Source organism: Brevibacterium sp. ZH18 (assembly GCF_022748595.1).
In the GTDB taxonomy this organism is placed as follows: Bacteria; Actinomycetota; Actinomycetes; order Actinomycetales; family Brevibacteriaceae; genus Brevibacterium.
The window spans coordinates 18,373-33,410 of sequence record NZ_JALDSX010000004.1 but is presented as its reverse complement, the minus strand read 5'-3'; the positions used below and the strand labels follow the sequence as shown (position 1 = coordinate 33,410).

At 63.7% G+C, this 15,038-nt stretch carries 15 protein-coding genes and 1 other annotated feature; of the genes, 6 read left to right on the top strand and 9 right to left on the bottom strand.

Annotated features, from left to right (window positions below):
* Window positions 1-137: 137 nt before the first annotated feature.
* Complete coding sequence (locus MPN20_RS02495) at window positions 138-449, top strand: transposase (RefSeq protein ID WP_242779123.1); 312 nt, start codon at window positions 138-140, stop codon at window positions 447-449.
* Window positions 410-524 (top strand) — a sequence feature (AL1L pseudoknot). It overlaps the preceding gene by 40 nt.
* The gene (locus MPN20_RS02490) at window positions 446-1,369 is read left to right on the top strand and encodes an IS3 family transposase (RefSeq protein ID WP_242779120.1); all 924 of its coding nucleotides are present in this window, start codon (window positions 446-448) and stop codon (window positions 1,367-1,369) included. Its footprint overlaps the feature before it by 79 nt. Before MPN20_RS02495 ends, MPN20_RS02490 begins: the two co-directional genes overlap by 4 nt.
* A 702-nt stretch (window positions 1,370-2,071) precedes the next feature.
* Here MPN20_RS02490 and MPN20_RS02485 read toward each other — a convergent pair.
* The 3 genes from MPN20_RS02485 to MPN20_RS02475 form a co-directional block, all read right to left on the bottom strand.
* The gene (locus MPN20_RS02485; RefSeq protein ID WP_242779117.1) at window positions 2,072-2,275 is read right to left on the bottom strand and encodes a hypothetical protein; all 204 of its coding nucleotides are present in this window, start codon (window positions 2,273-2,275) and stop codon (window positions 2,072-2,074) included.
* A 95-nt stretch (window positions 2,276-2,370) separates the two neighbouring features.
* A complete protein-coding gene (locus MPN20_RS02480) occupies window positions 2,371-2,649 on the bottom strand; it encodes a hypothetical protein (RefSeq protein WP_242779114.1) in 279 nt (92 codons plus the stop codon).
* Entirely contained in the window at window positions 2,642-3,025 is a 384-nt protein-coding gene (locus MPN20_RS02475; protein WP_242779111.1) for a hypothetical protein, read from the bottom strand. Before MPN20_RS02475 ends, MPN20_RS02480 begins: the two co-directional genes overlap by 8 nt.
* A 197-nt stretch (window positions 3,026-3,222) precedes the next feature.
* Between MPN20_RS02475 and chrA the strand changes: the two genes are divergently transcribed.
* Window positions 3,223-4,479 (top strand): chromate efflux transporter, encoded by a 1,257-nt coding sequence (gene chrA, locus MPN20_RS02470; RefSeq protein ID WP_242779109.1) that lies wholly within the window; start codon window positions 3,223-3,225, stop codon window positions 4,477-4,479.
* 45 nt (window positions 4,480-4,524) lie between these two features.
* On the opposite strand, the gene MPN20_RS02465 is transcribed toward chrA, so the two are convergent.
* From MPN20_RS02465 to MPN20_RS02445, 5 genes are all read right to left on the bottom strand, one after another.
* On the bottom strand, window positions 4,525-6,156 hold the full coding sequence (locus MPN20_RS02465; protein ID WP_242779107.1) for a long-chain-fatty-acid--CoA ligase: 1,632 nt from the start codon (window positions 6,154-6,156) through the stop codon (window positions 4,525-4,527).
* A 176-nt stretch (window positions 6,157-6,332) separates the two neighbouring features.
* Window positions 6,333-7,091, bottom strand: coding sequence for an enoyl-CoA hydratase (locus MPN20_RS02460; protein WP_242779105.1), 759 nt, complete (start codon window positions 7,089-7,091; stop codon window positions 6,333-6,335).
* A 97-nt stretch (window positions 7,092-7,188) separates the two neighbouring features.
* A complete protein-coding gene (locus tag MPN20_RS02455; RefSeq protein ID WP_242779103.1) occupies window positions 7,189-7,728 on the bottom strand; it encodes a GNAT family N-acetyltransferase in 540 nt (179 codons plus the stop codon).
* On the bottom strand, window positions 7,725-8,924 hold the full coding sequence (locus MPN20_RS02450; protein ID WP_242779101.1) for a PLP-dependent aspartate aminotransferase family protein: 1,200 nt from the start codon (window positions 8,922-8,924) through the stop codon (window positions 7,725-7,727). The genes MPN20_RS02455 and MPN20_RS02450 overlap by 4 nt, the downstream gene beginning before the upstream one ends.
* A 43-nt stretch (window positions 8,925-8,967) precedes the next feature.
* Window positions 8,968-9,885, bottom strand: coding sequence for a LysR family transcriptional regulator (locus MPN20_RS02445; protein ID WP_242779099.1), 918 nt, complete (start codon window positions 9,883-9,885; stop codon window positions 8,968-8,970).
* 87 nt (window positions 9,886-9,972) lie between these two features.
* Between MPN20_RS02445 and MPN20_RS02440 the strand changes: the two genes are divergently transcribed.
* The 3 genes from MPN20_RS02440 (at window position 9,973) to MPN20_RS02430 (ending at window position 14,086) form a co-directional block, all read left to right on the top strand.
* Entirely contained in the window at window positions 9,973-11,052 is a 1,080-nt protein-coding gene (locus MPN20_RS02440; protein ID WP_242779097.1) for a putative sulfate exporter family transporter, read from the top strand.
* A gap of 72 nt (window positions 11,053-11,124) precedes the next feature.
* Window positions 11,125-12,495 (top strand): FAD-dependent oxidoreductase, encoded by a 1,371-nt coding sequence (locus tag MPN20_RS02435; RefSeq protein ID WP_242779095.1) that lies wholly within the window; start codon window positions 11,125-11,127, stop codon window positions 12,493-12,495.
* Window positions 12,496-12,643: 148 nt separating this feature from the next.
* On the top strand, window positions 12,644-14,086 hold the full coding sequence (locus MPN20_RS02430; RefSeq protein WP_242779093.1) for an SLC13 family permease: 1,443 nt from the start codon (window positions 12,644-12,646) through the stop codon (window positions 14,084-14,086).
* Between the two features lie 163 nt (window positions 14,087-14,249).
* Here MPN20_RS02430 and MPN20_RS02425 read toward each other — a convergent pair whose 3' ends face one another.
* On the bottom strand, window positions 14,250-14,837 hold the full coding sequence (locus MPN20_RS02425) for a GNAT family N-acetyltransferase (protein WP_242779091.1): 588 nt from the start codon (window positions 14,835-14,837) through the stop codon (window positions 14,250-14,252).
* Window positions 14,838-15,038: the final 201 nt, after the last annotated feature.

Genomic DNA, 15,038 nt, shown 5'->3' with positions numbered 1-15,038 from the left:
AACTTGCTGGTGGCCACGGCGAGGCGCCTAACCCTCCTGCGATGAATTGTTGTCCTGCGGGCCACGTTGTTCAGTTGAAGAGGTGAATCGCTCCGGGGATAATAGAGGCAGGGAGATTGGAAGAAGGAGATTCTCTCGTGCCAGTGAAGTACACCGACGAACTCAAGGCTCGTGCCGTCGAACTCGTCATACATGCTCAAGCCGATCCCGATACTGCAAGTGGGGCAATCACCCGCGTCGCGAGCGAACTCGGACTCAGCAAAGAAACCTTGCGAGTCTGGGTGCGCAAGCACAAGGACTCAGGGAGGGCCACACCGACGGAGTCAGTCGACCTTGAAACTGAAAACCGCCGGCTGAGAGCCGAGCTGACTGAAGCCAGACGGGCGAACGAGATCCTGAAGAAGGCGTCGGCTTTCTTCGCGGCGGAGCTCGACCGCCCATCAAAGTGATCGTTGACTTCATCGACGAGAACAGACACGAGTTTGGAATCGAGCCAATCGTGCGCGCCCTGAAGGGGACTGCCGCCCGTATTGCTGTGAGCTCGTATTACGCGTACAAGTTGCGCGAACCTTCAGCCCGGACTCTTCGGGACCAAGAACTATTGGCCGTCATCAAAGACGTCTACGAGGCAAACTACTCGTGTTACGGGGTACGCAAAATGTGGAAGGCGATCAACCGTGAGTACGCCGACCGGTTCGGGAACATCGCCCGGTGCACCATTGAGCGGTTGATGCGCCAGCTGGGCATCGACGGGATCCGGCGGAGGCGGAAGCGTCCGAAGACGGCCTCGGCCAGGGCCGAGGAATGTCCGGAGGATCTCGTCGAACGCGAGTTCGCCGCCCGGAGGCCGAACTGTCTCTGGGTCGCTGACATAACGTACGTGCCGACGCGGTCTGGGTGGGTATACACGACGTTCATCCTCGACGTGTTCCATCGGGAGATCGTGGGCTGGCAGGTGACGAACCATATGCGCGAGTCCTTGGCCAGGGACGCGTTGACGATGGCTCTGGCAGCTAAATTTCGGGCTGGCGAAGACGTCTCGGGGCTTGTCCACCACAGCGATCGGGGCGTTCAATTCCGATCGATTCGCTATGGCGAGACACTTGCTGAATCGGAGATCGTGGCGTCGGTGGGGTCCCGTGGGGACTCGTACGACAATGCTATGGCTGAGGCCCTGAACTCGGTTTATAAGGCTGAATTGATCGATCGTCGCCAGTGGTCGGGGTTGATTGAGGTCATGGCCGAGACGTCGAAATGGATCGGCTGGTACAACCGGCGACGATTGCATTCGGCGATTGGATACCGGCCGCCGTTCGAGGTTCACCGAGAGTGGATCGAAGGCAGTGGCAGCGAACCCGTGGCTGCCTAAGAAACCAAGAAAAACACCCTCTATGAAACCCGGTGCTTGACATTGCCTGTGGGACTACCGGCATACCGATTGACTCCCGCGCGGTCGACCAAAAGTGCCAGACGAGAGGTTCGCTGTCCCCTTCGCTAGGGTTCTCTAGGCCAGGGCCGTCCATGGTACCCGCGGCGATGATGTTGGCGTCAACAATGACTGTGACGAGGTCAGAGACTCCGGGATACTTCTCAGCCTCGGCTTGGACCGCTGCTGTGAATCGTTCAGCGTAGGCACTATAGGCCTCAACATACTGATGAGAGATCTCCGTTGCGAGGTCGTCATCCCCAGCTTCATATACGGCGTCATCATAGGATTTGGGAGCACCAGGGGCTCCTTCTTCACCCATAACGAGTTCTGCGACGTTGAGGGTGACCTGGATTGGTTCGGTCCGGTATTGGGCGAGGTCGAACATAGTGGAGTTTAGTCCGACGGCTCCGTGGAGGAGTTCGCTGAGGGCCACGGATTCCAATGAACCAGGGCGTCCAGCAGTGAGGGTGTGTGGATCTCCGAGGTTTGCCGCTGTGGCTCGGAGCGCTGCTGCAAGGAAGTCGGCGAAGTCGACGGTGCCATACCTGTCGTGTTCAAGTCGCGCGGCTGCGGTCAGTGTTGTAACTGCCTGGCTCCAGAGCCGATCATATTCAGCTCTGTAAGCCGAGTCATTGTCCTGTGTCATAATCCGAACTCCTTTCCTTTCAGGGCCAGGATCTTATCGGGCCGAAATCCCGACCAATGGTTCTCCTCGTTGACAACAACGATGGGAGCCTCTTGATAGCCGAGGTCTTCCATCACCCATCTCCGGGCATCCTCGTTCTCAGGTAGGGACAGATCGTGCTCAACCCTGTCTTTGCCCTCGATCTGTCCTTTGGTAGTCAAAGCCACCTTAGTGGACCGACATTTCGAGCAGCGTGTGAGGATGTAGATGTCGATCGCACCATTCACTTTATTGCAAGCAATAAATATTTCTGGCTTTATTTATTGCGGTATGTATGTTCGATGGCGTACCACACTGCTTCTTGGATTTTCAGACCTTCCCGGAACTTCAATTCGTTGAGAAGTTCCTCGTGAGCACCAGTCATCCGCATGGTCTTGGTCCGTGTCCATTCCAGGTCATGCGGGATCGGGTATTTCTTGTCAGAGGCCGGTGCAATCTCATTTGAGGCGGTAGTTGCCTGTGCGCCGAGAGCTCCGACTGGTGCCTCTTCTGGTGCTGGGCGGACTTTGCGTTGGCGCGGTCTGAGTTCAGCCATGGTGAGCGTTCATCCTTTCGATGATGGTTGTAAGCAGTTGATCGTATGCGTCGACAACAACACTTGCACGGTTGTAGTTGTCTCCCCCGTACCATTCGCCATTGACGCGAGCTTGGCGGACGGCCTCCCTTTTCGGAACGAATGGAGTAAGTGCCAGACCTTGATCGATGACATAATCGAGGGAATGCTTCTCCACTTTCGGCTGGATGGTGTCGGATACTGCGGTCATGATCGCACCGAGTTCCAGAGGGACGATTGTGCTTCCTCTTAGTTGTTGAGACCGGGCGAATGTGGCCAGAGTTTGTGATGCTCCATCGATGCCATCAACTCCGTCCTCACTCGCGTTGGCTGCATACACGACTGCGTCAGAGGCCATGAGTGCGTTCATTGGCAACAGACCGCCCTGCCTATTTGGCGCATCGATAATCACTAGGTCCGCAGTCGTCCCTTGGAGCGCAGCGCGCAGCCGCACTTCCCCGCCGTCAGGCCCTGAGTGTGCCCCGCTCTGGAAGTTCACCTCCCCGTCATCATCGCTCTGTTGACTGGAGCGCATGACACTTTCGAGGCGGGGCCATGAGTGAGAGCATCCAGTCGGCGCAGGAGAGCCCCCACGTCGGATCGGCCCGTGAGGTCTTCGGCGAATTCCTCCGTTTGGGGCTGACCTCGTTCGGCGGCCCCGTGGCCCATCTGGGCTACTTCCGCGACAGGTTCGTCCAACGCCGCCGCTGGTTCGACGACGAGGCGTACGCGGACCTGATCGCGTTGTGCCAGTTCCTTCCGGGCCCGGCCTCGAGCCAGGTGGGAATGGCCATCGGTCTGCACCGAGCGGGCATCAGAGGGCTCATCGCTGCCTGGGTCGGGTTCACTCTGCCCTCGGCCATTGTGCTCACCGTCCTGGCGCTGGGCCTCGCGTCGTTCGGCGACGCGGTGAGCGAAGGCCTGCTGGCGGGGCTGAAGGCTGCTGCAGTGGCCGTCGTCGCTGGTGCTGTGATGGGCATGGCGAAGACTCTCGCACCCGATGCGAAGCGGGCAACGATCGCCGTTGTCGCAATGATCCTCGTCCTCCTCATCCCCTCTCCGGTAATTCAGATCATCGCCATTGCGATCGGCGGCTTCCTCGGCGCGGTCTGGGTCCGCGGCGGACGGACCGGCAAGTCGCAGTCGGATACTGAGACCCTTGAACGGCCAGAGACGACGATCCGCGGTCTCTCCGTCCCGGTCACACGCAGAACGGGCGTCATCTCACTCGTTCTCTGCGGAATTCTGCTCATCGGCCTGCCGATCGCTGTCGCCGGGTCCGGCGATCCCACGCTGCGCCTCATCGACGTCTTCTACCGGTCCGGTGCCCTCGTCTTCGGCGGTGGCCACGTCGTCCTGCCTCTTCTCGAAGCAGAGACCGTGCGCACGGGACTCGTCGGACATGATGCGTTCCTCGCCGGGTACGGCGCGGCGCAGGCAGTGCCCGGGCCGCTCTTCACCTTCGCTGCGTTCCTCGGCGCGTCGACGACGAGCGGGCCGACGGGCATCCTCGGTGCGGCGATCGCGCTGACGGCCATCTTCCTGCCGGCAGCGCTTTTGACCATCGGAGTTCTGCCGTTCTGGGAGTCACTGCGTCAGCGAGTGCTCGTTCGCCGTGTCCTCGTCGGGGTCAGTGCCGCCGTCGTCGGACTCCTGGCTGCAGCTCTCTACGATCCGGTGTTCGTCCAGGGCGTCACGTCGCCCATGTCACTGGCGATCGCGGCGGCTGTGTTCCTCGCCCAAACCGAGTGGAAGATTCCTGCCTGGGCCGCCGTGATAGCAGCAGGTGCCCTCGGCCTGCTCCTCCTGTGAGAGGAACGTGGCCTGGGGCACCTGCCGGGAGAGTCTGCTCGACTCCTACTTCTCGTCCCAGTTCTTGCGCAGCATCTTCTTGTCGAGCTTGCCGACAGAAGTGCGCGGGAGTTCATCGGTGACGATGACCTCGTCGGGCAGCTGCCACTTGGCGAAACGCTCACCCAACGTTGCGATGACGGCCTCGCGGGTCACCTCGGCGCCGTCATTGGCAACGACGTAGGCCACGGGACGCTCCTGCCACTTCTCGTCCGGCACGCCGATGACGGCAGCCTCCTTGACGTCAGGGTTGTCGAGCATCGCGTTCTCCATGTCGATCGAGGAGATCCACTCGCCACCGGACTTGATGACGTCCTTGAGACGGTCGGTGAGCTTGAGGTACCCATTGGGATAGATGACGCCGACATCACCCGAACGCCACCAGCCGTCGAGGAACCGATCGGCATTGTCCGGAAGCTGGTAGTAGGACTCGGTGATCCACGGTCCGCGCATGAGGACCTCGCCCATCGACGTGCCGTCGTGGGGCATCTCCTCACCGGAAGGGTCGACGACTTTGAGCTCGACGCCGATGATCGGCAGGCCCTGGTAGCGCTTGAAGTCCCACTTCTCCTCGTCGGTCATGTCCGTGCCGGGTTTGATCCGCCAGTTCGTCGTGGCCAGCGGAGTGGTCTCGGTGGCACCGTAACCGTGGATGACCTCGGCGCCGGTGACCTCTTTGAAGCCGCGCATCATCGACAGCGGCGGCTCGGACGACCCCGAGACCAGGCGCACTCCGCGCAGGTCCGGCGGTTCGGGCATGTTCTTCATCATGGCAAGCATCGGCGCGAAGATCGCGGGCGCACCGTTGGCCAGCGTCACCTTCTCCTCGATGAAGGCCTGACCGATGGCACCGAACTCCTCGGCTGCGAACTTGCCGGGCAGAACGAGCTTCGCACCTGCCGCCACAGCGTTCTGCGGGAAGCCCCAGGACAGGACGTGGAACATCGGGGTGATCGGCATGACGCAGTCGTCGAAGGTCGCCTGGAGCGCGGCCACTCCGCCCATCGTGTGCAGATAGATCGAGCGGTGGGAGTAGTAGACGCCCTTGGGCCGACCCGTCGTGCCGGTCGTGTAGCCGGCGTAGGCGGCGGTCGTCTCTTCGACGACCGGCCAGTCGTAGGTCTCAGGCTTGTCCGCGATGAGGTCCTCGAAGAACACGACGTTCTCAAGGCTCGTCTCGATCTCCGAGGAGGGCTTGTCGGTCATGACGACCCAGCCCTTGACGTCGAGCTTCGGGGCCAGCGCCTCTGCGACAGACAGCAGCGATTCGTCGACGAAGATCCAGTCGGACTTCGAATGGCTGACGACATAGGCGAGGTCTTCCGGGGCCAGACGCAGGTTGAGCTGGAGCATCGTGGCAGCGATGCCCGGCACCGAGAAGTACAGCTCAAGGTGGCGGCGGGAGTTCCAGTCGATGACGCCGACCATGGAGCCCGCTCCGACGCCGAGTTCACTCAGTCCGTGCGCCAGCTGCGCCATGCGCTTGTACTCTTCGGCGTAGTTCGACCGTCCCCAGGAGCCGTCGGATCGACGGTAGACGACCTCAGATTCGCCGAAGAACCGGGAGGCGTGGCGAATCAGCGTCGTGGTGTTGAGCTGGAAGCTGTCGCCGAGTGTGGATGGGATGCCTGTGAGCATGAGACTCCTTTGGTCATAATCGTTCGTTCACGATCGGATCGTGCGTCACCGAGGCGGCGCACTGGATGGTTCTTCGTCAGGCCGATAGTCGGGTGATTCCATGTCAGACTAGCGGCTGCAGTGACAGCGGTCACAGCAATTGCGCCACCGTTACCAATTAGAAACTTCGGTTCAGATCACTCGCCGGTGAAGTCGGGGCTGCGCTTCGCCATGAATGCGGAAACGCCCTCGGCGAAGTCCTTGGTCTTGCGCAGCTTCCCCTGCCCTTCGGCTTCGCGAGCGAAGGCGTCGTCAAGTGTGGTCAGCGTCGCCTTGTTGATGGCGTCGGTCGAACGAGCGAAGGCCAGCGGCGGGCCCTGGGCCCAGAGTGCCGCGAGCTCCTGAGCGCGGCTGAGCTGCTGCCCGGCTGCGACGACCTCGCTGGCCAGACCCCACTCGAGGGCCTCCTTGCCCCACACCTTCTGCGCGGTCAGCGCCATCTTCATGGCCCGATGACGACCTGCCGAGGCAGCCACGAGAGCCGTGGCTCCGCCGTCAGGCATGAGGCCGATCTTCGTGAAGGCGAGCATGAGGTAGGACTCCTCGCTCATCACCACGTAGTCGCACGCCAGGGCCAACGAGCAGCCGATCCCGGCCGCCGGACCGGACACGGCTGCGATGGTCGGGATCTTCGAGTCGACGATCAAACGGAGGATGGCATTCGCTGCTTCGAGTCCGAGGCCTTCGCTCTGGACCGAGCCCTGCAGGTCAGCTCCCGAGCTGAAGGCCCGATCATTGCCGGTGATGACGACCGCACGAGCGGTCTCGGTCGCCTCGGCGACAGCATCACCGACGGCATGGAACGACTCCCGTGTGAAGGCGTTGAGACTTTCGGGACGGTTCATCGTGATGGTCATGACCCCATCACGCAGGTCGGTGAGAACGCTCTCAGTCAAGGCGACTCCTCTGTCTTGATTCTGGACTATTGGCCTGTCGCCTCGATCTTAACGCACGTTAAGTTGATCTGGGTCACATGTCTGCGCCGGACCCCGATCACTTCAGGGTCGCGGCCAATTCGCTCTCGCTCAGGCCCCGGTCTGCGAAGACCAGACGCATCGCCTGCGGGTCGGGGTTGCCTGCATCGGGGGCCCTGTGTTTGAGCTCCAGCCCCACCTTCTCGGCGACCTTCCGTGAGGCGACATTGTGCTCGAGGAGGTAGGCAACGACCGGCAAGTCGGGCTTGACCTCATGCGCCCTGGCGATCGCCTTCCACGCGACCGCACTGGCGAGGCCTCGACCTTGGGTTTCCGGGCGGAATCGGTACCCGAGGTTCCAATACGCCTCGGCGGGGATGCGCCTGACAGCGCACCCGCAGTTGCCGAGGATCGGACCACCGGCGACTTCGCGGACGATCCACGTGCCGAGTCCGTCGACTTCCCAATCGGCGATCCGGCGCAGGAGGAAATTCTCGGCATCCTCCTTGGTGGTCATGCGTCCGCTGGGGAAATGGGTCCACACGCGGGGATCGCTGTAGATCTCGAAGATCTCGTCCAGATCCTCCGGCTGCGGCGGGTCGAGGACGAGGTCCGTCATAGGGTTTCGGTCGAGCGGATCGCAGCGTCGAGGTCGGTCCACAGGTCGTCGATGTGTTCGATGCCCACGCTCAGACGCAGCAGGCCCTCGGGGACGGACTCCGGCTCCGAGGCGTGGCGGCGTCGGCGTTCGATGAGGGATTCCACGCCGCCCAATGAGGTGGCCGGAGTCCACAGACGGACCGCCTCGGCGATGGCGGTGGCCTTCTGGGCCGAGTCGACGCAGAAGACGACGACGGCGCCGAATCCGTTCATCTGCGCAGCAGCCCGAGCATGCCCCGGGTCGTCCGGCAGGCCGGGGAACCGCGTCTCGACGACATCCGGATGAGCGGCGAGACGCTCGGCGATCCGGGCAGCGTTCGACTGGGCACGGTCCATGCGCACCGACAGGGTCCGCAGTCCGCGCAGCGCCAGCCAGACCTCGAAGGGTCCGGCGATGGCACCGCGCAGAGCGCGTTCGCTGTGCAGCCGCTGGTGCAGATCTTCGTCATTGGTCACGACGGCGCCGAGGACGACGTCTGAGTGCCCGGCCAGGTACTTTGTCACCGAGTGGACGACGATGTCCGCGCCCAGGTCGAGCGGGGTCTGCAGGAGCGGCGTCGCGAACGTGTTGTCGATGGCCGTGAGCACTCCACGTTTCTTCGCGGCGGTGATGAGGGCGGGCAGGTCCGCGACCTCCATCATCGGGTTCGTCGGGGATTCGATCCACAACATCGCCGAGGCGGCTCCGGCGTCGGCAACCGCGTCGAGGGCCGTGATGACGGAGTCGGTCTCGGCGATGTCGACGGAGACAAGGTCGAATCCAGCGCGCTCGGCGATCTCGGCAGCCGATTCCAGGGAGCCCTGGTAACTGTGGCGCGGCATGATGAGGGTGCCGCCGCGAGGTACGGGGCTGAGCGTCGCGGCAATCGCGGCCAGACCCGATCCGAAGACCAATCCCGGCAGAGCAGCATGCTCGAGTCCAGCCAAGGCCTCTTCGAACGGCACCCAGGCGGGAGTCCCGAACCGTCCGTAGGCGTACGGGGCGTCATGCAGTCCACCGGTGCCGATGAACGTCGAGGACAGCTCGACGGGCGGATTCACCGATGCGCCGGGGACGCGCTCGGGGCGTCCCGCGTCGACGACGACGGTCTCGGGAGCGAATTCTGCTGCAGAGGAGGCTGAGCCGGGAGCTGAAGAGGATTCTCGCGAAGTCATCTCTCCAATATATGCGGTGATCGGGCGGCGGCGCAGGCAGATCTCAGCCCCGGACGCTGACGAGGTGGTCGAGCAGCAACCGCGCGCTCGATGACAGTCGGCGCTTGGGCGACCACACGGCATGGAATTCTCGGTCGAGGGACACGGTCTCGTCCACGGGCAGCGCAACCAGTCGCCAAGCCCGGAACTCATCGCGCAGAGCCAGTTCGGAGAGCACCACCGGGGCCACTCCGGTCGTCGCCGCGATCTTCAGCGCCGAGTTCGACCAGTACTCCCCTGCCACACTCGCTCCGCCGAAGTCGGCGAGCGCAGCGTCGACGACCTCCCTGGTACCCGACCCGACCTCACGGACCAGGAGCGCAACGTCGGCCAAGTCCTCGGCGGTGATCGGTTCGGTCCATGCGCCGGAGAAGTTCGGGGCGGCCGCGATCATGAGACGGTCACGTCCGACCACCTCGGCGGGGAAGCCCCGCGGCAGGGAGATCGACTCGATGAGTCCGAGGTCGCAACGCTGCCCGCGCACCGCGGCGATAACGGCGGCCGAGTTCTCCACCGCGAGGCCGACGTCGATGTCGGGATGGACCGACCTGAACGTGGTCAGGTATCGGGGCAGCAGATATTCCGCGACTGTCAGCGAGGCGGACACACGCACGGTTCCGGCGCGAGCGTCCTGGATGGCACGGGTGCCGGCGTTGAGATTGCCGTAGGCGTCGATGACCTTCGCCGCCCACTCGGCCACGGTCTGCCCTTCGACCGTGAGCTGGCTGCCCTGCGGTGAGCGACGCAGCAGCGGCACCTTGAGTTCGCGTTCGAGGGTGCGCAGCAGGCGGGAGGCATTCGGCTGGGCCAGTCCGAGTGCCTCGGCGGCCTGCCCGATCGAGCGGGCGTTCGCATTCAGTGCCACGAGCAGCCCCAGAGCCGGCAGGTCCGGCCAGTCCGACATGTTCCTCATATCCTGCATACCCCCATCGTGTCATATCAATTCGATATGGACCGGTCGAAGATTGCCGTCTACCGGGCCATCTCTGCGCCTGGGAGACTGAGATCTATGAATCGCGTTCTCCGCCTCCTCCCGGGCCTGGGTGTGGCCGCCTTGGCCACCGCCATCGCGTGGCCCATATCCATGTCCGCGTCGGTCCTCTCGCCTCTCCTCATCGCCATCGTCCTCGGCATCCTCGTCGGCAACGTCTTCCCCCAACTGCCTGACACGTTCCGCCCCGGTCTCGACTTCGCCGCGAAGCCCCTCCTGCGCCTGGGCATCGTGGCCCTCGGCGCGCAGGTCATCCTCGGTGACATCCTCGACCTCAGCTGGCTGGTGCTCGTCCTCGCTGCCGTCGTCGTCACGACCGGCATCGTCTCGAGCGTCATGCTCGCACGTGCGTTCCGGGTCGATTCGGATCTGGCGCTGCTCATCGGCTGCGGCTTCGGCATCTGCGGTGCCGCCGCGGTCGCCGGCATCGAGTCGACGCTGAAGTCGAAGAAGGAAGACGTCGCGGCGGCGATCGGGCTCGTGATCCTCTTCGGCACCCTGATGATCGCCGTGATCCCGAGCCTGAGCGCGGCCTTCGGACTGTCCCAGCACACAGCAGGGATGTGGGGCGGAGCCGCGACCCACGAGGTGGCCCAGGTCGTCGCGATCGGCGGCATCATCGGTCCCGCAGCACTCCAGGTCGCCGTGCTCGTCAAGCTCTCGCGTGTCATCATGCTCGCCCCCACCGTGGCTGTGCTCAGCCTGATCATGCGCCGGAAGGAGACCCGCACGCAGTCGTCCGTGCCGGCGTCGACAACCATCACCTCCGCCGAGGCAGCCCCTGGGTCCACGTCAGACCATTCGTCTGCGAAGACCACACCGCCTGCGGGCGGGAAGCGGGCGCCCATCGTCCCGCTGTTCGTCCTCGGGTTCCTCGCCATGGCGGGCCTGCGCACCTTCGGGCTGCTGCCCGAGCTCGCGATCTCAGGTCTGGGCTGGATCCAGACCGTGTGCCTGGCGATGGCGATGTTCGCGCTCGGCCGCGGAGTCCAGTGGCGGGCGCTGAAGAACCTCGGTGCCGGTCCGCTCGGACTCGCGGCCACGACCACGATCATCGTCGCGGTCATCGCTCTCGGCGGTGCTCTGCTGCTGAGCTGAGTCAGCGATGCGGGCCCCGACCTCGCTACGATGATCCCGAGGCCGATCCACGAAGCGAGCGAAGGACAGACAATGAGTGCGAAGGCGATAGTCATCGGCAGCGGAGTGATGGGCGCATCGATCGCCTATTCCCTGGCCAAACGCGGATACTCGGTGACCGTCGTCGACAAGAAATCGGGCCCGGCCCAAGGCTCGACCGGAGCCACCAGCGCGATCATCCGCTTCACCTATTCGCTGCGCGACTCCATCGCCCTGGCGTGGGAGGCGAAGCACGTGTGGGAGAACCTGCGTGAGCATGTGGGGGCAGACGACTCGGAGCCGGTCGCTGACTTCATCCGCACCGGCATGGCCGTGATCGAGATTCCCGGGCTGATCCCCGCCAATGTCCGTTCCGACTTCACAGAACTCGCGATTCCCTTCGCCGAATGGGACGCCGCGGATCTCGCCCGTGAGCTGCCCGGCGTCGACACCGCGAACCACTACCCGCCGGTGCGTCCCGACGATCCGGCATTTCTCGATGAGTGCGAAGAGCCCGCGACAGCCCTGTACACACCGGACGGCGGATACATCTCGGACCCGGTCCTGGCCACGGAGAACTTCGTCCGTGCCGCCAAGCGCCACGGCGCCACGTTCTCCTACAACTCGCAGGTCATCGGTCTGCACAGCAGCGCCCGTGCCTCGCACGACGGTTCCCACCCCGATGAGCTTCCTACCGACCAGAACGGCCCCACCGATGCGGCGGGCGCCGCCTGGACCGTTGAACTCGCCGACGGCAGAATCCTCGAGGCCGCGGTCGTGGTCAATGCCGCCGGACCGTGGTCGGCGAAGCTCAACGAACTTGCCGGGGTCGGCTCTGACCACGGTGTCTCTCTGACTCCCCTGCGCCAGGAGGTCCACACCCTACCGGCGGAATCAACCGTCGTCCGTGCCGATGGAACGCCCATCCCGGCTGTCCTCGATGCCGGGATCGGCACCTATATGCGCGCCGAGGTGGGCCATCAGCTTCTCGTCGGGGGTTCGGAGCCCGAGTGCGACGAGCTGGAATGGCTCGAGGATCCCGACGATGCGTCGATGAGCGTTCGCCCCGTCCAGTTCGAGACGCAGGCGCTGCGGGCCGCCAAGCGCTTCACCGACATCGCGATCCCCAACCGAGCCCGCGGAGTCGTCGGCGTCTACGACGTCTCCTCGGATTGGACGCCCATCTACGACCGGTCCGATGCGGACGGCTTCTATCAGGCGGTCGGCACGAGCGGCAACCAATTCAAGAACGCACCGATGGTCGGTGAGCTCATGGCAGCCCTCATCGACGCGGTCGAGCACGGTCACGACCATGATGCCGATCCGGTCCGCGTTCGGCTCGAGCACACGGGAGGCGAGCTGAATCTGGGCACATTCTCCCGACTGCGCACCCCGGCAGGCACGAGCGGCAACGTGATGGGCTGACTCCGACCATCACCATCGAGTACCGATAATCGGGAAATCTTCACTGACTCCCCTGCGGCAACCGCTACTGCCGCGTCAGAACTGGTAATCTCCACTCAGCGATTCAACTAGTTTCATTCAGGAAGACTTCAGTTTCGATGGGGAAATAATGCTCGCACAAATCCTTGCCCTGGCGATCTTCATCGCCCTCTTCGCCATCGGCGCGGTGCGTGGTGTCCAGATCGGCATACTCATGCTCGTCGGTGCTGCGGGAACCGGACTGATGCTCACGGATATGACCGTCGACGACATCATCGCCGAGTTCCCGCTCTCGATCATGATCCTGTTGGCCGGGGTCACGTACTTCTTCGCCATCGCGCAGGAGAACGGCACGGTCGACAAGATCATCGACTGGGCATTGGAGAAGGTCGGTTCCTCGGCCGTCCTTCTGCCCGCCGTCTTCTTCGTCATCACAGCGTGCATCGCCGCGATGGGTGCCCCGCTGGCCGGTCTGGTCATGATGCCCGTGGGTATGCAGGTCGCCCGGAAGTACGGAGTCGACTACGCGCTGATGGGTCTGGCGATCTGCTTCGCGATCGGCGCCGGCGGATTCGCTCCGACCAGCCTCTACGGCATTGTCACCTACAGCACCGCCCATGATGCAGGAATCGACCTCTCGCCGTTCCTGCTCTTCGGAATCGCTGTGGGCGTCTACCTCATCATGCTCGTCTTCGCCTACTTCATGTACGGCCGCAAGCTCTTCTCCCGCAAGTCCGTCGTCGCCCATGCGGCGACAGCCCACGCCGCGGGGAACGGTTCGGTGAACTCCGGTTCGACCCTCAACGAGGCAGACGGTTTCGACACCTCGGGATCGAACGACGGGTACCGGATCTCTCGGGGATCCGCCTCGGCGGCGAGTGTGGCCTTCGGTGAGGACGACGAAGACGAAGCGCTCTTCGACTCCTCGAACTCATCGGCCAGCGACAGCTCAGGCCCCTTCTCCTTCGTGCAGATCCTCACAGTCGCCTTCATGGTCGGCCTCATCGGTACGGTCGTCGTTCTCGCGGCCATCGGCAAGGACCCGGACATCGGTCTGCTGTGCTTCCTCTTCGGAGCGATCCTCGCCCTCGTCGATCCCAAGACGGCGAAGGCGGCGCTGCCGAAGATCGACTGGTCGACGGTGCTGCTCGTGGGCGGAATCATCACCTTCGTCGGCGTCCTCCAGACCATGGGTGCAGTCGACCTCCTGGGCGAGGGAGCCAAGGCGATCGGTTCGCCGCTCGTCTCGGCCCTCGTGCTGTGCATGGTCGGCGGTCTGGTCTCGGCCTTCGCATCGACGACGGGCATCCTAGCGGCTCTCGTGCCGCTGGCGCTGCCTCTCATCGCTGCCGGCGGTGTTCCCGGATGGGCGCTCATCGCGGCGCTGGGCGTGTGCTCGGCCGTCGTCGACGTCTCGCCGTTCTCGACCCTGGGTGCCACGGTCGTGGCCACAGCCCCGGGCGAGGACAAACCGCGCCTGACGCGCATCCTCGTGAAGTTCGGCATGTCGATGGTCGTCATCGGGCCGGTCGTCCTCGTCGGCGGGCTCGTCGTCCCGGCGATGTTCTTCTAGACAACCTCCCAGAACCGCCCAGTCGAGTCTCGATACGGAAATGGTGCCCAGCGAAGTTCGCTGGGCACCATTTCCGTATGCCTGTGCTGAGGTCGAGGTGTCTGTGCTGAGGTCGAGGGCTCTGCGCTGAGGTCGAGGTGTCTGCGCTGCCAGCCAGCGAGCCTCAGTGCAGAGGCTTGACCAGGACGACGAATTCGAGGTCGTCGACCAGCGGCACACCGAACCTGCTGTCCTCATACGGGAAAGGTTCGACCTCACCGGTGCGCTCATAGCCGCGGCGTTCGTAGTAGGCGATGAGTTCGCTGCGCTTGTTGACGACGCTCATCCGCAGGGAGTGCGCGTGCCAGCGTTCGCTCACCCACGCCTCGGCGAGGTTCATCAGTGCCGAACCCACACCCTGCCCCTGGCCCAGCGGTGAGACAGCGAGGACGCCGAGGTAGGCGACTCCACCCACTGGTTTGCGCAGGTAGACGCTGGCGACGGCTTGACCCTCGGCCGAGCGCACGAGGATGATCCGAGAGTCCTCTTCCGCGAGCATCTCCCGGGCCATCGGAGCGTCGAGGCGCTGTCCGCTGACCAGATGCGCCTCGGTGGTCCATCCCTGCTTCGAGTTCTCTCCCCGGTACGCGGAGGCAACGAGGGCGACGTAGTCGTCGATGTCGGCGTCGGTGAGTTCGGTGACGTCGAACCCCGACTCGCGCAGGATCATCACATGGGCGTCGACCATGGTGGCCGGGGCTTGAGAGGACACGGGTTAGCTCCTAGATGAGATTCGACCGTCGTCGGATACGGCGGGGTTGGCAATACGGCTGGTTCGACTGGTAGTACTGGTTCGGCAGGTAGTGCTGGTTCGCAGGTAGGTCAGTTACGGCAGATAAGGCTGGCGAAACGTGGGACCCGGGTTAGTCACCCGAGTCACCCACAACTATAGTTTCCCGTATCAGGACCGGCC